The sequence below is a fragment of the Stenotrophomonas sp. DR822 genome, from assembly GCF_019793815.1.
In the GTDB taxonomy this organism is placed as follows: domain Bacteria; phylum Pseudomonadota; class Gammaproteobacteria; order Xanthomonadales; family Xanthomonadaceae; genus Stenotrophomonas; species Stenotrophomonas indicatrix.
This window is the reverse complement of the sequence record NZ_CP081826.1, coordinates 2,648,889-2,666,711: the sequence shown is the minus strand read 5'-3', so window position 1 is coordinate 2,666,711 and position 17,823 is coordinate 2,648,889. Positions and strand designations below refer to the sequence as shown.

The window sequence follows — 17,823 nt, the reverse complement described above, 5'->3', positions numbered from 1 at the left end:
GTCCACCGGCCTTGCGCCGGTTTGAAGAGCCTGCGATCCCTGTGGTCCGGGCTCTTTTTTTGTCCGCCGGGTGCGGCAAGAGTCCATCGGCGCGGGGCGTGGATGCGCCGCGTAGTGCGTGCCATGGCAGAAACCGTGACGCCCCGGCTTGCCGCTGTCACGTCGCAGGCCGCAAGATGCGGACCGGTCCGGGGAGTCCGATTGCATGAGCGTGGTAATGCGAGGAAGGTCTGCGCGGGGATGGGGGCTGGCGGCCATGCTGCTGCTGGCCATCGCCGCGTGCCGTGAATCCGGCAGTGATCCGGCCGCCGCGCCGGCCGAACCTGTCGCTGCAGTACAGGCGATGGCGCAACGGCTGGCCGAGGACGACCTGGTCGGCTATGCAAAGCTGTCGGTGCCTCCCAGCCAGTACCAGCGCCTGCAGCAGGCCTGGGCCGACGGCCGCAGCCAGTGGCCGCTGACCGGATTGCCGCTGGGCGACCAGCTGCTGCCCATGCTGGCGGCGCTGCGTGAGCCCGGCGCCAACGTGCAGCTGCAGCGCAGTTTCGACCGCCAGCTGGCCGGCCAGGCCAGCGCCGTGCGCCAGGCCGCGCAGTCGATGGGCAACTTCGGTGTGCAGTACCTGCGGCACCAGAAGGGCTATACGCCCGGCCAGCAGGCGCACTACATCCAGCTGGTGCAGACCCTGGCCGCCTGGGCGCAGGATGCCCCGATCAGCGACCGCGCCAGAGCCCGCAGCAGCATCGCCGCCCTCGTCGGCGCCGCCGCCCAGGTGGGTTTCCAGGACGATGCCGGTCTGCAGGCCACAGGCATGGAAGGCAGCCTGCAGCAGCTGGCGCCGTTCATCCACACGCTGAAGGCGGTGCTGGCCAGCTATGGCCTTGGCGTGGACGAGGCGCTGCGCAGCGTGCGCGGTGAGCTGCTGTCGGTGGAGGGCGACAACGCCCTGGTGCGCCTGCAGTACGAACTCGCCGGCCGCGCGATGACCGTGCAGGTGCCGCTGAGCCGGCGCGAGGGCCACTGGTACCTGACCCGAACCCTGGCCGATACCGATGCCCTGTTGCGGCAGGCCGATGCGGCGCGCGCCGCCGCTGCTCCGGACCCTGTGCCTGCCCCGACAACCGATGGGGAAGCGGCAACGCCATCGGCTAAGCCATAATGACGTCGATGTCGAAACAGAACCCGCTGCCGTTCCCCGGCGAAGAATCCCAGCCGACGCCCGCCGACACGGCGCTGGCGTCCCCCTCGACCGACGCCGGCACGACGCCGGCGGCGACGCCTGTGCACGCGCGTCCTGCCGGCCGCCGCCCGCTGTGGGCGCGACTGCTCGGGCGCCTGGTGGAACCCTGGCTGTCGCTGAAGATCGAGCCGGAAGACCCGGGCCAGTACAACGATGGCCGTCCGGTCATGTACGTGCTGGAAGACTACGGCCTGTCCAACGCGCTGATCCTGGACAAGGCCTGCCGCCAGGCTGGCCTGCCCTCGCCGCTGGTACCGCTGGCCGGTGACCCCACCGGCCGCAAGCGCGCCTACCTGGCCCTGTCGCGGCGCAGCTCCAGCAACTCGCTGATTCCCGAGCAGCGCGGCGCCAAGACCCATTCCGATTCGCTGGCCAAGGTCCTGCAGGCCCATCGCGTGCGCGACGACCTGGATGTGCACCTGGTGCCGGTGTCGATCTTCGTCGGCCGCGCCCCGGACAAGCAGAGCGGCTGGTTCGCCGTGCTGTTCTCGGAAAACTGGGCGCTGGTCGGCCGCTTCCGCCGCCTGCTCGGCCTGCTGCTGAACGGCCGCAACACCATCGTCCGCTTCGCACCGCCGATCTCGCTGCGTAGCACCGTCGACGAGGGCCTGGAGCCCGAGCGTACCGTGCGCAAGCTGCAGCGCGTGCTGCGTACCCATTTCCGCCGCATCCGCGAGTCGGTGATCGGTCCTGACCTGTCGACCCGGCGCCTGCTGGTGGACCAGGTGCTGGCCGCCGAGACGGTGCGCGAGGCGATCGCCTCGCAGGCCAAGCGTGACAACAGCAAAACCAGCGATGCCTGGAAGAAGGCGCACGCCTACGCCTGGGAAATCGCCGCGGACTATTCCAGCCCGGTGGTGCGCTCGGCCAGCTTCATGCTCAGCCATGTGTGGAACCGCATCTACGCCGGCGTGCTGGTGCACCACCTGGACAAGTTCAAGGCCGCAGCGCCAGGCCACGAAGTGGTCTACGTGCCCAGCCACCGCAGCCACATGGACTACCTGCTGCTGTCCTACCTGCTGTACGACCGCGGCATCGTGCCGCCGCACATCGTGGCCGGCATCAACCTGAACCTGCCGGTGGTGGGCACCCTGCTGCGCAAGGGCGGTGCGTTCTTCATCCGTCGCTCGATCCGCGGCAACGCGCTGTATTCGGCGGTGCTGAGCGAGTACGTGGCGCAGCTGGTCGCCGGCGGCTATTCCATCGAGTACTTCGTCGAGGGCGGGCGCTCGCGTACCGGCCGGTTGCTGCAGCCCAAGGGCGGCATGATCTCGATGACCCTGCGCGCGTTCCTGCGCCAGCCGCGCAAGCCGGTGCTGTTCCAGCCCATCTACATCGGCTACGAGAAGCTGATGGAGGGCGGCAGCTACCTGGATGAACTGTCCGGACGGCCCAAGGAGAAGGAATCGATCTGGCAGCTGCTGTGGGGCATCCCCAAGGTGCTCAAGCAGAACTACGGCCAGGTGGTGGTGAACTTCGGCGAACCCATCGCGCTGAACGATGTGCTGGCCGAGAAGGCTCCGGAGTGGGGGGGCGAGGCGGTGTCCGAGGACGAGAAGCCCTCGTGGCTGTCGACCACCGTCGACACCCTGGCCGAGCGCATCCAGGTGCGCATCAACGGCGCGGCCGACGTCAATCCGATCAACCTGCTGGCGCTGGCGCTGCTGTCCACGCCCAAGCATGCGATGGGCGAGGCCGACCTGATCGCGCAGATCGAGCTGTGCAAGACCCTGCTGGTGGAGATGCCGTATTCGGGCCGGGTGACGGTGACTCCGCACTCGCCGGAGCGGATCATCGCCCACGCCGAAGAGATCAACGTCCTCACCCGCATCAAGCACCCGCTGGGCGACGTGCTCAGCGTCAGCGGCGATACCGCGGTGCTGCTGAGCTACTTCCGCAACAACGTGGTGCACCTGTTCACCGCATCGTCGTGGGTGGCCTGCTGCTTCCAGAACAACCGCCGCATGAGCCGCACCGGCCTGGTGCAGCTGGGCCGCACGGTGTACCCGTTCCTGCAGGCCGAACTGTTCCTGCCGTGGACCGAGGACGAGTTCGCCCAGCGCATCGACCAGACCATCGACGTGTTCGTGCGTGAGGGCCTGCTGCAGAACGTCAACGAAGACGACGGCGGCATCCTCGCCCGCAACACCGGGCAGACCGACGAAGTATTCCGCCTGCGTGCGATCGGCCACTCGCTGCAGCAGGCATTCGAGCGCTACTACATCGCCATTTCGGTGCTGGTGAAGAACGGCCCGGGCACGCTCGGCGCCGCCGAGCTGGAAAGCCTGTGCCAGCAGGCCGCACAGCGCCTGAGCCTGCTCTATGCACCGGCCGCGCCGGAGTTCTTCGACAAGTCGCTGTTCCGCGGCTTCATCCAGAAGCTGCGCGAGCTGCGCCTGGTGTGGCCGGACGAGAACAGCAAGCTGCTGTTCGACGAGCGCCTGGACGCCTGGGCCAAGGATGCCAAGTTCATCCTCGGCCGCGAACTGCGCCACACCATCGAACGGGTCAGCCCGGAAGCGGCGCGCCCGGACGAACCGGCACCGCAGGATTGAACCTGCGGCGCCTGTCGGGCCTGGCCACGTTGATCGCGGTCGGAGGCCTTGCGGCTACTTCGGTGCAGGCTGCAGAAGCCTGCGTGGACGACACCCTGCCCGGGCGCCTGGCCGATGCGCCGGTGCGCCTGTGCCTGCAGGCAGAGACCGGGCAACCAGCGCACTACCGCCTGTGGTTGGCCGGCGAGGTGCGCATCAGCGGTGACGAATCCGCCGCTCGCCAGGGTCTTGCCGGTGACTGGTACGGGCACCCGCTGGGTCTGCGCTGTTCCGGTGCCGACAACGTGCGCCGCTGCGACCTGACCGTGGACGGTGAGGCGGCCTGGAGTGCGGAGCTGGCGCTGCCGCGTTGATGCGGGGCCCCATCCACGCATGGCGTGGATCTACCGGGACTTTCCGGCATGGCGTGGATCCAAAGGTTGCCGGGCTGTGCCATCGGCGTTCGGGGCGGCGTGGGCCAGTAGATCCACGCCATGCGTGGATGGGCCACCGGTTACGCCGGTTCGTCCGGAATCTGCAGGCTTTCCAGCTTGGTGATGCAGTCCTTCAGCTGCAGCTTGCGCCGCTTCAGGCGCTTGAACTCCAGCTCATCTTCGCCGTTGGCGGCCATGCGCGCGATCTGTTCATCCAGCGACCGGTGTTCGGCGCGGAGGGCGACGAGGCGTTCGACGATTTCGGCGGGGTTGTAGGTGTCCACGGTCTCCGAGCATACACAGCGACGATGACTGCCGGGAGAGGGGAATCCCGACCCCGGGTCCGGGCTGCCACAAGCCGGTAGAATGGCGCCATGTCCGCCGTGATCTCCCTGCCCGATCCCCCGCAGCGCGTTCCGCGCGACCCGCGCGTGGACGGGCTCGGGGCGGACAAGCTGGGCAAGCGCCTGCGCCGCCAGGTCGGCCAGGCCATCGCCGACTTCGGCATGATCGAAGCGGGCGACAAGGTCATGGTCTGCCTGTCCGGCGGCAAGGACAGCTACACCCTGCTGGACCTGCTGCTGCAGCTGCAGAAAAAGGCGCCGGTGCCGTTCGAACTGGTAGCGGTGAACCTGGACCAGAAACAGCCCGGGTTCCCCGCGCACGTCCTGCCGGAGTACCTGGCCGGGCTGGGCGTGCCGTACCAGATCATCGAGCAGGACACGTATTCGGTGGTCAGCCGGGTCATCCCGGAGGGCCGCACGATGTGTTCGCTGTGCTCGCGCCTGCGCCGTGGCGCGCTGTACCACCATGCCAAGGCGCACGGCTTCAGCAAGATCGCACTGGGCCACCATTGCGATGACGTGGTGGCCACGTTCTTCCTGAACCTGTTCCACCATGCCAAGCTGGCCGCCATGCCACCGAAGCTGCTCAGCGATGATGGCCAGCACGTGGTGATCCGCCCGTTGGCGTACGTGCGCGAGCACGACATCGCCCAGTACGCGCAGGCGCGCCGTTTCCCGATCATTCCCTGCACCCTGTGTGGCAGCCAGGAAAACCTGCAGCGTCGGCAGGTCGGCCTGATGCTCAAGCAGTGGGACCAGGACCATCCGGGGCGCATTGAACAGATCGCACGTGCAATGGCCGACGTGCGGCCTGCGCAGCTGGCCGATGCCGCCCTGTTCGATTTCATGGCCCTGGGCCGCCGTGGCGATGCGGCGCATGCCGATGCCTGGCCGGCCGACGCAGTTCCCGAGACGCCTGCCGTTTAAGGTCGGGCGCCCTTCTTCTTCAGACACCGGAATTCCATGTTCTTTCGCAACCTGACGTTCTTCCGCTTCCCGACTGCCACTGATTTTTCCGAAGTCGACACCCTGCTGCCGCACGCCCTGCTCAAGCCGGTGGGCGCACTGGAAATGAACTCGCGTGGTTTCATCTCGCCATTCGGCCGCGAAGAGAAGGAAGTGCTCTCGCACCGCATTGCCGAACACCTGTGGCTGACCGTCGGTGGCGAGGACAAGATCCTGCCCGGCGCGGTGGTCAACGACCTGCTCGAGCGCAAGCTGGAGGAGATCGAAGAGAAGGAAGGCCGCCGCCCCGGTGGCCGCGAGCGCAAGCGCATGAAGGACGACCTGCTGCATGAACTGCTGCCGCGCGCCTTCGTGAAGTCCTCGCGCAACGATGCCTTCATCGACCAGCTGCACGGCTATGTGGCGGTGGACACCTCCAGCCGCAAGACCGGCGAATACTTCATGTCCGACATCCGCGGCCTGCTTGGCAGCTTCCCGGCGATGCCGCTGAACGCCGAAGTCGCGCCGCGTTCGATCCTGACCGGCTGGATCGCCGGCGAGCCCCTGCCCACCGGCTTCAGCCTGGGCGAGGAGTGCGAGATGAAGGATCCGGTGGAAGGCGGCGCGGTGGTCAAGTGCCAGCACCAGGAACTGCGCTGCGACGAGATCGACAAGCATCTGGATGCCGGCAAGCAGGTGACCAAGCTGGCCCTGGTGTTCGAGGACAACCTGTCCTTCGTGCTGGGCGACGACCTGATCGTGCGCAAGCTGAAGTTCCTGGACGGCGCGCTGGACCAGCTGGAACATGCCGACGAAGATGGCCGCCGTGCCGAGTTCGACGCCCGCTTCGCCCTGCAGAGTGCGGAGATCCGTCGCTTGTTCCTGCTGCTTGAAGAAGCCTTCAAGCTCAGCAAGGCTGACTGAACAGGCAGGCCGTCGGCCGCCGGTCATCCGGCGGCCTCGCACGGCGCTATGCTGGGACCATGAGCCGTCTGCTGCGCCGCCTGATCTCGCCGGTCCCACCCGCCACCGTGCAGCGCGATACCGTTCGCCTGCGCCTGGAGGATGTCGAGATCGAGATACTGCGCGTGCGTGATCCGCGCGCGCGCCGGATCAAGCTCAGCGTCGATGAGCGCGGCGCACGACTGACGTTGCCGCCGCGTGCCAGCCTGGTGATGGGCGAGCGCTTCCTCGAACTGCATCGCGAATGGCTGGGGCTGCAGCTGCGCCACTACCAGGGGCATGGTCTGCCCGCCGCGTTGCAGCCCGGTGTTGAAGGGGTGCTGCCGCTGCGCGGCGAGTTGTTGCCACTGCGCTGGCAGGAAGGCCGCTATGCGCGTCTGGAAATCGACGGACACGGCGCCTGCGTGCAATGGCCAAGCCGGGGCGGCGATGCGACCCTGCGCCGCCTGCTGCGCGAATTCTATGAAGCGCAGACCCGCGCCGATGTCGGCCGCTGGTTGCCGAAGTACCTGCCCGGCCTGCCGCGCGCGCCCAGCCGCCTGCGGTTGAAGGTGATGTCCTCGCAATGGGGCTCGCTGGCTCCCGATGGCAGCATGGCGCTGGATCTGGCACTGGTACTGGGCCGTCCCGCCGCCTTCGAGTACGTGCTGGTGCACGAACTCTGCCACCTGATCCAGGCCAACCACTCGCCCGCGTTCTGGCACGAAGTGGAACAACGCTTCCCCGACTGGCGCGAGCAGCGCGACTACTTCCAGCTGGAAGGGCGCAGATTGAAAGCAATGCTTCGGCAGCTGCTGTAGCGCTGGCGCTACAGCAGCTGCCCCCGCATTCCTCCTCTACCCCCGCCTTCGGCGCGCCCCTTCAACAGAAGGGGCTCCACTCCAGAGAGGCGGCGGCGCAGTCGAGCAAAATCGGCTCTACTGAAGCGCGCACAGCGCGCGACCCGCTTTGCTCCTGCTTTTCCTTTTCTCTTCCGTGGTCAGCACGGAAACCATCCGTAGCCGGGCGGGGTGGGTTGCGCAGGGGCGTGAGCCGCATGGATGCGGCGACCGAGCTTACATGGACGTACTTGCAGCGACCCCTGCGCAATCCACCCCGCCCGGCCAAGCGCGGCTTTTGATCTGCACGGCCGCCACGAGGGGCTCAGCCGTCGGCCGCAGACCTCATCGACCCGCGCGCAAGGCCGCCGCCTCCGCCCACCGCGCCGCCACGCGCGGCGCAGTGATGCACACCGCCTGATCGGTCACCGTGGTCACCGCCCGCTCCAGCAGCTGGATGTCCGCCTCGTGCTGGCGCGCCACGTGCGGATCCTCGAAGAAGATCGCGCGCTGGCAACGGCCTTCCAGCACGCGGTCGGCAATCTGCGCATCGCCGCCCATCGGGCCGCTCTGGTAGCGCGTCACCCACGCCGTATCCGCTGGCCAGCCGCGGCTCCAGGCCAGCTCGTTCAAGCGCTGGCCGGTGGTACCGGTGGCGACGCGTTCGCCGAAGCGCGCCAGTACGTCGAAGTGTTCATCGGCGAAGGCGAGCATCGCCGGCTTCATCGCATCGTGCGCGATCAACGCCAGCGTCTGCTCCTCGAACGCATGCAGGTCGTCGGTGCCGGCATCGGCGGCCAAGCCCGCATGGATGCGCTCCACCTCGATCCAGTCGCGGGCGGTGGCCACGGTGGAAATGAACGGCTTGCCGTGGATCACGCACTGGCGCTTGAGCGCGGTCGCCTCGGGGAATACCGAGGAAGGGTCGACCGGATCCATCAGATAGACCGCACCGTCCAGCGTACGCTCGGCGCCCATGCCCACCACTTCGGCCACCAGTTTCATCAGGCCGCCTTCGCGACCGTAGGGATAGCGCTGCAGGCCGTCGTAACCGGCAAGGAACCCGTTGCGCTGGATCGCGTCGTGGGTGCGGCCAACCGCACACAGTGTCACGCTCAGTTCGCGCAGCCCGGGTTCGCTGGCGCGCAGCCAGCGGAACAGTGCCGCGCGCGCGTCGTGGTGATGGAGACGGTTGGCGGCCAGGCCGATGCGCATCGAAAGCTCCGGGATCGGTAGAAGCGGCAGTGTATGTCGCTATTGGCGGTTTCGGAGGGTTTTACAAATTTCCTCATTGTTGCTGGGAAGCGCGTCGCTAGCGTGGCAGGAGGTCATACCGGGATGTGGCCATGCCCCCGCCCGCGACATGAGGATGTCCACCATGAATGTCGCTGGCCGCCTGGCCCGCATCGTCGCGTTGTCGCTGCTGTCGGCGCCGGCCTGGGCCGGGCAGTGCGAAGGCCCCATCCTGCTTGCCTATCCCGCTGACCGTGCGCCGTTGTCGTCCAGTCTGGACGGCACGCCACAGGGGCTGGCGGCCGCCTACCTGGACCTGTTGCAGGAACAGGTGCCCACGCTGCGCGCCACACCGGTCGCAGCGACGGCGCTGGCCGCTGCCGCGCTGCCTGCCGGGACCCACGCCGTGCTTGGCTGGCCACGCGCGCAGACGCCGGAAGGCTGGGTGGCCAGCGTGCCCTACCTGCAGGTGCCGCAGGTGATCGTGCGACGCCCCGATGCGCGGCCGATCATCGGCCTGGAGGGGTTGCACGGCCACGGCGTGGCCAGCCCGGACATCGTGCCACTCGCTGCCGTGCTGGAAGAGTCGAGCGCGCATGTACCGCTGCTGCAGGTGGCGGCGCTGGACAAGGCGCTGCAGCTGCTGATCAGCGGCCAGATCGATGCAGTGGTGGGCAACCTGGTGGAAGTGGAAGCGGCGCTGCGCGATCAGCCTGGCGGCGCGCTGGACGTGGCGGCGCCGGCCGGCTTCAGCGACGCACTGGTACTGGCTGCGCTACCGGCGTGCGCGCACCTGGTGGATCGCTTCAACCGACTGCAGGCAGGCATGACGGAGGAGCAGCGCCAGGCACTGCGGGCGCACTGGGTGTCGACATCCCCTCGGCGCGGTCACGTGCCGCCGGTGTCGCCCGTGCGCGGCTTGATCGCGGTGCTGCTGATGCTGCTGACAATGGGCCTGGTGCATGCCTTCGGTTACTGGCGACTGCATCGCGAGGGCCTGCGCAGGCTGGCGCTGGAGCAGCGCCTGCAGGAGGTCACCGCCAACCTGCCGGCGGTGGTGTACCAGGCGCGACGCAGCAATACCGGCCAATACAGCGTTCCCCATATTGCCGGCGATGTGCATGCCCTGTTCGGGATCAGCGTGGATACCGCGCGGGTGGACCATGGCAGCCTGCTGGCGGCGGTCCACCCGCAGGACCGCCGCTCGGTGCTGGCCTGCGTTGACGCGGCCGCGCTGGTGCGTGGACCCATCGACATCACCTTCCGTACGCGCGGCCCGAACGGCTGGCGCTGGGTACGTTCGCATGGGCGACCGATTGCCTGCAGCGACAGCGGCGTGGAATGGAGCGGATACTGGATGGATGTCACCGAAGCGCGCGCGCGCACGCAGGCGCTGAACGATGCCCGGCGCAACGCCGAGCAGGATGCCGCCGCCAAGAGCCATTTCCTGGCCACCATGAGCCACGAGATCCGCACGCCGATGAGCACCATGCTGGGAATGCTGGAGCGCTTCGGCAGCGGCGCGCTGGATGCGCGCCAGCGCCAGGTACTGGCGACCATCGATGATGCCGCGCAGATGCTGCGACAGATCCTTGATGACGTGCTGCACAGCCAACGCCTGCAGTCCGGCCCACAGCCACCGCAGTGCCTGCCCACCGACCTGGCCGGGCTGCTGCGGGCGGTGCAGCGCCTGCTGGTGCCGGTGGCGGCCAGCAAGGGGCTGCATCTGCGCTGCGAGGTGGATCCTGCGCTGCAGCGTGGATCGTTGGCCGATACGCTGCGCCTGCGCCAGATCCTGTTCAACCTGGCAGGCAATGCGCTGAAGTTCACCCTGCACGGTGGGGTGGACCTGCAGGTACGTGTGCTGCAGCAGCGCGCGCACGGCCAGCAACTGCGGCTGCAGGTGACCGATACCGGCGTGGGCATCAGCCGGGAGCGCCAGCGGGCGGTATTTGCAGCCTTTACCCAGGCCGACGCCTCCACCACCCGGCGCTTCGGTGGCAGCGGCCTGGGCCTGGCGATCTGCCGGGAGCTGGCGGCATCGATGGGCGGGCAACTGCACCTGTGCAGTACGCCGGGCGTGGGTACCACGGTGTGGCTGGACCTGTACCTGCCGGCCTGCGAGGCGCCATCGGTGGAACATCGTGATGATGCGGCTGGCCTGCACGAATTGCCGCCGGTGCGGGTCCTGGTTGCCGAAGACCATCCCACCAACCTGCAGCTGCTGGTGCGGCAGCTGCGGGATCTGGGCATGAAGGTGCATGCCGCAGCCAATGGCGAGCAGGCCTGGCAGGCGTGGCAGACGCAACGGTTCGCGCTGGTCATCACCGACTGCCACATGCCGGGCATGGACGGCTTTGCCCTGGCCCGCGCGATCCGCGCCGATCCCCGTGCCGACGCGGCAAAGGTGCCGATCATCGCGTTGACTGCCAGCGTGCTCGACAGTACCCGCCAGGCCTGCCACGACGCTGGCATCGATCACTTCATCGCCAAGCCGGTCGACCGCCACGCACTGCATGCCGCTCTGGCCGCAGTGCTGGTGCCGCTCGGCCCGTCAGTGCGCCAGTAGCCCGGCGATGCTGGCGGCGGCGTCGCGGCCTTCGGCCACGGCGGTCACCACCAGGTCGGCACCGCGCACCGCGTCACCCCCGGCGAACAGGCGCGGATGGGCGGTCTGGAAGGGCAGCCTGCCCTTGCCGCCGGCGAGGATGCGGCCATTGGCCTGGCCTTCCACACCGTGCTCGGCCAGCCACGAGGGCACGCTGGGCGAGAAGCCGAACGCGATGATCACCACGTCCGCTTCCAGCAGCGACTCGCTGCCCTCGATCTGTACCGCGTTCTGGCGGCCATTGGCATCGGGCTCGCCCAACCGCGTTTCGACCACCGTCACTCCGATCACTTCGTCATCGGCGCCGGCTTCGATCGACAGCGGCTGGCGGTTGAACAGAAAGCGCACGCCTTCCTCGCGCGCGTTGGCCACTTCGCGCGCGCTGCCCGGCATGTTGGCTTCGTCGCGGCGGTAGGCACAGGTGACCTTGGCCGCGCCCAGTCGCACCGCGCTGCGCACGCAGTCCATGCCGGTGTCGCCACCGCCGAGGACCACCACGCGCTTGCCATTGAGGTCGGGCAGGGCGATCTGGTCTTCCCAGCCGGCGATCGGCCGGCCCTTCGGATCATCGCCGCCGACGATGCGGCTGTTCTGCACCAGGAACGGCAGTGCCGGCAGCACGCCCTTCAGGTCCTGGCCATCGAGGCCACCGTCGGTGTAGCGATACGCGCCGGTACCGACGAACACCGCATCGTGGATGTCCAGCAGCTGCTGCAGGCTGATGTCGCGGCCGATCTCCACGCCGAGGCGGAACTGCACGCCCATGCCTTCGAGCACGTCGCGACGCCGACGGATCACGTCCTTGTCCAGCTTGAAACTGGGGATGCCGAACTGCAGCAGGCCACCGACCTGTTCGTAGCGGTCGTAGACCACTGCGGTGATGCCGGCATGCGCCAGGCGGTCGGCACAGGCCAGCCCCGCGGGGCCGGCACCGATCACCGCCACCGTGTGGCCGGTGGGCTGCACGGCGGCCATGTCCGGCCGCCAGCCGGTGGCCAGCGCGGTATCGACGATGTACTTCTCCACTGCACCGATGGTGACCGCACCAAACTCTTCCAGCGTGCAGCTGCCCTCGCACAGGCGATCCTGCGGGCACACCCGGCCGCACACTTCCGGCAACGGGTTGGTGCTGTGGCACAGCGTGGCCGCTTCATGGATGCGGTTTTCCTGCACCAGCTGCAGCCATTGCGGAATGGCGTTGTGCACCGGGCACTTCCAGCTGCAGTACGGGTTGCCGCAGTCCAGGCAACGGCCGGCCTGGTACTGCGCATCCTCCTTGCCGAATTTTCCGTACAGCTCGCCCCAGTCACCGGAGGTGCGCAGTTCAACCGGGATGCGCTGCGGCATGGTCCGGGGCAGGTCGAGGAACTGGAAGGCGTGCTTGCGGCTCATGGCGGACTCTGTGGGTTTCCGGATGCCGGCCAGCGGCCGGCACTACAGCGGTGGGGAAGCCGGTGCGCCCAGTGCATGCGGCGCATCGCTCACGTGCGGTGTGTCACGCCGCGCGGCGCAGGGTTTCGGTCAGCGACTCGATGCTGGCGGCCTTGGGTTTGACCAGCCAGAACTTGCCGATGTAATCGCGGAACTCGTCCATGATCTGCTGCGCCCAGATGCTGCCGGTCAGTTCGCGATGACGGCCGATCAGGCGGTGCAGATGCTGGCGGTAGTTCTCGAACCCTTCGGCGGAGACGCGATGGATGTCGATCAGCTCGTGGTTGTAGCGGTCGACGAAATCGCGGTCCACGTCCAGCACGTAGGCCAGGCCACCGGTGAAGCCGGCACCGAAGTTGAGGCCGACCTTGCCCAGCACCAGCACCACGCCGTCGGTCATGTACTCACAGCAGTGATCGCCCGCGCCTTCCACTACCGCCAGTGCGCCGGAGTTGCGCACGGCGAATCGTTCACCGGCACGGCCGGCGGCGAACAGCTCGCCACCGGTTGCGCCATACAGGCAGGTGTTGCCGATGATGGCGGTGCTGCGTGCCTCGAAGCGTGCGCCACGCGGCGGGCGCACCACCAGACGGCCACCGGCCATGCCCTTGCCGACGTAGTCGTTGGCTTCACCCTCCACTTCCAGGTGCAGGCCGCCGACGTTGAAGGCGCCGAAGCTCTGCCCGGCGCTGCCGCGGAAGCGCAGTTCCAGCGGCGATTCGGCCATGCCCTGGTTGCCGTGCGCGCGCGCCACGGCGCCGGCCAGGCGGGTGCCGATGCTGCGGTCGGTGTTGTGGATCAGGAAGCGATGCTCGCCACCGCGCTTGTGTTCGATGGCCTCGGCCAGCAGGCCGTCCATCTGCGTGGCCAGGCTGTCAGGTGATTCATACAGGCGCTGTGCGGCACAGTGGCTGCCCGGGTAACTGGCGTCGGCCAGCAGCCGCGACAGGTCCACGCGCACGTCCTCGCGCGGTGACACCTGAAGCTGGCGCAGCAGGTCGGTGCGGCCGACGATTTCCTGCAGCGAACGTGCGCCCAGCACCGACAGCCAGCCGCGTACTTCCTCGGCCAGCAGGCGGAAGAAGTTCTCCACGCGCTCGGGCTGGCCGGTGAAGTGGTTCTCGCGCAGGCGTTCGTCCTGGGTGGCCACGCCGGTGGCGCAGTTGTTGAGGTGGCAGATGCGCAGGTACTTGCAGCCCAGCACGATCATCGGCGCGGTGCCGAAGCCGAAGCTGTCCGCACCCAGCAGCGCTGCCTTGACCACGTCCAGGCCGGTCTTCAGGCCGCCATCGGTCTGCAGCAGGGTGCGCCCGCGCAGGTCGTTGGCCACCAGCGCCTGGTGCGCCTCGGCGATGCCCAGTTCCCACGGCACGCCGGCGTAGCGGATCGAGCTGACCGGCGAAGCACCGGTACCGCCGTCATGGCCGGAAATGGTGATCAGGTCAGCACCGGCCTTGACCACGCCCGCCGCAATCGTGCCGACGCCGGCATGGCTGACCAGCTTCACCGACACCAGCGCGGTCGGGTTGACCTGCTTGAGGTCGTAGATCAGCTGCGCCAGGTCTTCGATGGAGTAGATGTCGTGGTGCGGCGGCGGCGAGATCAGGCCGATGCCCGGCCTGGCATAGCGCAGGCGTGCGATCAGTTCATTGACCTTGTGCCCGGGCAGCTGGCCGCCTTCGCCGGGCTTGGCGCCCTGGGCAACCTTGATCTGCAGCACTTCGGCATTGACCAGGTATTCGGCGGTGACGCCGAAGCGGCCCGAGGCCACCTGCTTGATCTTGCTGCGCTTGTCGGTGCCATAGCGCGCCGGGTCTTCGCCACCTTCGCCGGAATTGCTGCGGCCGCCGAGGCGGTTCATCGCAATGGCCAGCGCTTCATGCGCCTCGGGCGAGAGCGCACCAAGGCTGATCGCGGCGGTATCGAAACGCGGGAACAGATCGCTGGCCGGTGCCACTTCGTCCAGCGGCGTCGGCGTTGCCGCCGGCACCAGCTGCAGCAGATCGCGCAGCGCCGACGGCGGGCGCGCATGCACGGCATCGCAGTACTGCTGCCACGCACGCGGGTCACCGCTGCGCGCCGCGCGCTGCAGGGTGGTCACCACGTCCGGGTTGTACATGTGGTACTCGCCGCCGTGCACGTACTTCAGCAGGCCGCCGACATCCACGCCCTGCTGCGCGTCCCAGGCCTGCGCGCACAGTTCGCGCGCGTCGGCATCCAGGCGCGCGAAGCCGGCGCCACCGATGCGCGAGGCGGTATCGGGGAAGCACAGGTCCACCACCTCCGGCTCCAGGCCGATGATCTCGAACAGCTGCGCACCGCGGTAGCTGGCCACGGTACAGATGCCCATCTTCGAGATGATCTTGGACAGGCCCTTGTAGATGCCCTTGCGGTAGCGGCGGCCGATCTGCGATTGCTCGCCGCCCTTGCTGAGCTTGAGGATGCCGCGACGGCCCAGATCGAACAGGGTCTGGTAGGCCAGGTACGGGTACACCGCCGTGGCACCGAAGCCTAGCAGGCAGGCCATGTGGTGCGCGTCGCGCGCGGTGCCGGTCTCGACGATCAGGTTGACGTCGCAGCGCAGGCCCAGCCGTGACAGGTGGTGGTGGATGGCGCTGGTGGCCAGCAGCGCATGCACCATCGGCCGCCCGGCCACCGGGTAGCGGTCGGACAGCAGCAGCATCACCATGCCGTCGCGCGCAGCCTGTTCGGCTTCGACGCAGATGCGTTCGATGCCCGCACGCAGGCCCTCCTCTTCGCTGTAGGACAGGTCGAGCAGGCGGTTGGCCTGCACGTACTGGTCCATCTTCAGCAGCTGGCGCAGCTTGCGTTGGCTCAGCACCGGCGAGTTGAGGATGACGTGGTTCACGGTCTCCGGGCCGGCATGGAAGATGTTGGTCTCCTTGCCGAGCTGGGTGGACAGGGACATCGCGCAGTCTTCGCGCAGCGGGTCGATCGGCGGGTTGGTGACCTGCGCGAAGGCCTGGCGGAAATAGTCGTACAGCGGACGGCTGCGCTGGCTGAGTACGGCCATCGGCGTGTCATCGCCCATCGAGCCGGTGGCTTCCTGCTCGGTCTCGGCCAGCGGCCGCAGCACCTGTTCCACTTCCTCGCTGCTGAGCTGGTACAGCTTGTGGTAGCTGCGCAGCGTGCCTTCGTCGAACGGCTCTTCCACCAGCGACGGATCGATCAGTTCGGTCTGCAGGTAGGTGACGCCCTGCTGCAGCCACTGCTTGTACGGTGCACGGCCGCGGTTGATGCGGTCGATGGCCTCCGAATCGAGCAGGTCACCGCGCTTGAGGTCGATGGCGATCATCTCGCCGGGGCCGAGCTTGCCCTTGCGCACCACGCGCTCGGTCGGTACTTCCCAGACGCCTGCTTCGGAGGCGACCAGGAAGTGGCGATCGGCGGTCAGCATCCAGCGCGCCGGGCGCAGGCCGTTGCGGTCGAGGGTGCACACCGCGTAGCGGCTGTCGCAGGCGACGATGCCGGCCGGGCCGTCCCACGGTTCGCTGTTGAGGCCGTGGAACTCGTAGAACGCCGCCAGGTCCGGGTCCTTGAATTCCAGCGACTGCGTTGCCGGCGGCACCAGGATGCGCAGCGCCTGGATCAGCTCCATGCCGGCGGACACCATCAGTTCCAGCATGTTGTCCAGGCTCTGCGAATCGGAGCCGTGCATGGAGATGACCGGGTCGAACTCGCCGATGTCGAAACGGGGCGTCTTCCACACCTTGCTGCGCGCCTGCGCCCAGCGCCGGTTGCCTTCGATGGTGTTGATCTCGCCGTTGTGGGCGAGCATCCGGAACGGGTGCGCCAGCGGCCAGCGCGGCAGCGTATTGGTGGAGAAGCGCTGGTGGAACACGATGGCGCTGGAGGCCAGTTCGCGCCGCTGCAGGTCCGGGAAGAAGCGGCTGAGCTTGTCCGGCAGCACCATGCCCTTGTAGCTGATGGCGTTGGGGCTGAGCGTGGTGACGTAGTAGTCGGCGTGCGCGCGCAGCTGCTGCTCGCTGCGGCGGCGGGCCAGGAACAGGGCCAGGCCGAAGCCGGCGTCATCCTGGCCGACGCCGGCATCGACGAACACCTGCTCGATGCGCGGCAGGGTGTCGCGTGCCAGTTGGCCACAGACGCTGTCGTCGGTCGGTACCTCGCGCCAGCCGGCCACCTTGCAGCCCACCGCTTCGATCTGTTGCTGCAGCTGCGTGCGGCAGGTCTGTGCGGCGTCGGCATCGTGCGGCAGGAACACCAGGCCCGCAGTGAAGCGCGCGCCGACGGCGATGCCGGCTTCACTGGCCAGCAGTTTCAGGAAGGCATCGGGGCGGCGCAGCAGCAGGCCACAGCCATCGCCGGTGAGCCCATCGGCGGCGACACCACCACGGTGGGTCATGCGCGAGAGCGCAGCGATGGCGGTATCCACCAGCAGGCGCGAAGGCTGGTCGTCGAGCTGGGCGACCATGCCAAATCCACAGGCATCGCGCTCGGAGCGCGGGTCGTAAAGCCCTTGGCGGTTGCGGGGGGCCATCTCTACCTCGATGCAGATTGAAATGAACGGGGACACTCCTGCCCGCTCTGTAGAGCACGCCCTGTACGTCATGGTGGAGTGTGCCGCGCATGGCGCGGCCCGTCGGGAAGCCGCTTGGCGCACGCCCATGCGGCGTTGCTCACCTTGCGCAGGCACTCGCCTGCGCGGCGGCGCGCGCCTTGTCTGGCCGCACGCCAAGTGTCTTCACACTCACCTTGACGCACACGCCGTGCTCTTCCTGGAGCGCATCATGAGGCCACCGGATGCCTCGACTAGATCACAGGTTGCTGCAACGCCGCAATACACGGTTGCAGGCGCAACCAAAGCGCCGGCAAACGCTTGCCGGCGCAGGCTTGCTCAGCCGCAGCGGACGCCGCTTACCACGTCCTTTGCGTCCACTTCGATGTTCAGGCGGTCGCCCAGGAACTCCATCGTGGTGACGTCATTGGGGTGCAGCACGCGCAGCTGCTTGGCTGCGGCATCATCCTGGGCCTGCTTGCCGAGCGTTTCGGTATAGGGCTGGCCGACCAGGCTCTGCACCTGGCTGGCGTCGCAGTTGCCGACCGGCGGTGCTTCGGTGGCCTTGCCGGCTTCGTCGGCCGGCGCCTTGGCGGCCTCGGCGGCCTGCTGTGCGTGGGCGGTGGCCGAATCCTGCTCATCCAGCGACGGCGCCTGGCAGGCGGTCAGGGCCAGCACGGCCGGCAGCAGCAGGGCGGAGAGGGAACGGGCGCGGATCGGGAACGACATCATGACT

Annotated in this window: 12 protein-coding genes; 7 read left to right on the top strand and 5 right to left on the bottom strand. The window is 68.1% G+C overall.

Annotated elements, in window-relative coordinates:
- Positions 1-205 precede the first annotated feature (205 nt).
- The 3 genes from K5K93_RS12320 to K5K93_RS12310 are packed head-to-tail and all read left to right on the top strand — an operon-like array spanning position 206 to position 4,148.
- A complete protein-coding gene (locus K5K93_RS12320; protein ID WP_222388035.1) occupies positions 206-1,159 on the top strand; it encodes a hypothetical protein in 954 nt (317 codons plus the stop codon).
- Complete coding sequence (plsB, locus tag K5K93_RS12315) at positions 1,159-3,795, top strand: glycerol-3-phosphate 1-O-acyltransferase PlsB (RefSeq protein ID WP_222388034.1); 2,637 nt, start codon at positions 1,159-1,161, stop codon at positions 3,793-3,795. Before K5K93_RS12320 ends, plsB begins: the two co-directional genes overlap by 1 nt.
- Positions 3,792-4,148, top strand: a complete 357-nt coding sequence (locus tag K5K93_RS12310; RefSeq protein ID WP_222388033.1) for a hypothetical protein — start codon at positions 3,792-3,794, stop codon at positions 4,146-4,148. Before plsB ends, K5K93_RS12310 begins: the two co-directional genes overlap by 4 nt.
- A 140-nt stretch (positions 4,149-4,288) precedes the next feature.
- Here K5K93_RS12310 and K5K93_RS12305 read toward each other — a convergent pair whose 3' ends face one another.
- Positions 4,289-4,492 carry a DUF465 domain-containing protein gene (locus K5K93_RS12305; RefSeq protein ID WP_093820272.1) on the bottom strand — a complete coding sequence of 68 codons (204 nt, stop codon included), beginning with the start codon at positions 4,490-4,492 and terminating at the stop codon, positions 4,289-4,291.
- A 90-nt stretch (positions 4,493-4,582) separates the two neighbouring features.
- Here K5K93_RS12305 and ttcA point away from each other — a divergent pair, with 90 nt between their 5' ends.
- Genes ttcA through K5K93_RS12290 form a run of 3 tightly spaced genes read left to right on the top strand, consistent with a single transcriptional unit; the run spans position 4,583 to position 7,260 of the window.
- A complete protein-coding gene (gene ttcA / locus K5K93_RS12300) occupies positions 4,583-5,479 on the top strand; it encodes a tRNA 2-thiocytidine(32) synthetase TtcA (RefSeq protein WP_222388032.1) in 897 nt (298 codons plus the stop codon).
- Positions 5,480-5,515: 36 nt separating this feature from the next.
- Positions 5,516-6,421: a recombination-associated protein RdgC gene (locus K5K93_RS12295; protein WP_025875418.1), complete on the top strand. Its 906-nt coding sequence runs from the start codon at positions 5,516-5,518 to the stop codon at positions 6,419-6,421.
- A gap of 59 nt (positions 6,422-6,480) precedes the next feature.
- Positions 6,481-7,260, top strand: a complete 780-nt coding sequence (locus K5K93_RS12290) for a SprT family zinc-dependent metalloprotease (protein ID WP_059063103.1) — start codon at positions 6,481-6,483, stop codon at positions 7,258-7,260.
- Between the two features lie 363 nt (positions 7,261-7,623).
- Here the strand turns inward: K5K93_RS12290 and K5K93_RS12285 are convergent, their stop codons facing one another.
- A complete protein-coding gene (locus K5K93_RS12285; RefSeq protein ID WP_222388031.1) occupies positions 7,624-8,493 on the bottom strand; it encodes a methylglyoxal synthase in 870 nt (289 codons plus the stop codon).
- Positions 8,494-8,656: 163 nt separating this feature from the next.
- Between K5K93_RS12285 and K5K93_RS12280 the strand changes: the two genes are divergently transcribed.
- A complete protein-coding gene (locus K5K93_RS12280) occupies positions 8,657-11,080 on the top strand; it encodes a response regulator (RefSeq protein WP_222388030.1) in 2,424 nt (807 codons plus the stop codon).
- Here the strand turns inward: K5K93_RS12280 and K5K93_RS12275 are convergent.
- From K5K93_RS12275 to K5K93_RS12265, 3 genes are all read right to left on the bottom strand, one after another.
- Complete coding sequence (locus tag K5K93_RS12275; RefSeq protein WP_222388029.1) at positions 11,066-12,511, bottom strand: FAD-dependent oxidoreductase; 1,446 nt, start codon at positions 12,509-12,511, stop codon at positions 11,066-11,068. The two genes, K5K93_RS12280 and K5K93_RS12275, sit on opposite strands and share 15 nt — an antisense overlap.
- A 103-nt stretch (positions 12,512-12,614) precedes the next feature.
- Positions 12,615-17,069, bottom strand: coding sequence for a glutamate synthase large subunit (gltB, locus tag K5K93_RS12270; RefSeq protein ID WP_222388028.1), 4,455 nt, complete (start codon positions 17,067-17,069; stop codon positions 12,615-12,617).
- A 357-nt stretch (positions 17,070-17,426) separates the two neighbouring features.
- Entirely contained in the window at positions 17,427-17,816 is a 390-nt protein-coding gene (locus K5K93_RS12265; protein WP_222388027.1) for an I78 family peptidase inhibitor, read from the bottom strand.
- Positions 17,817-17,823: the final 7 nt, after the last annotated feature.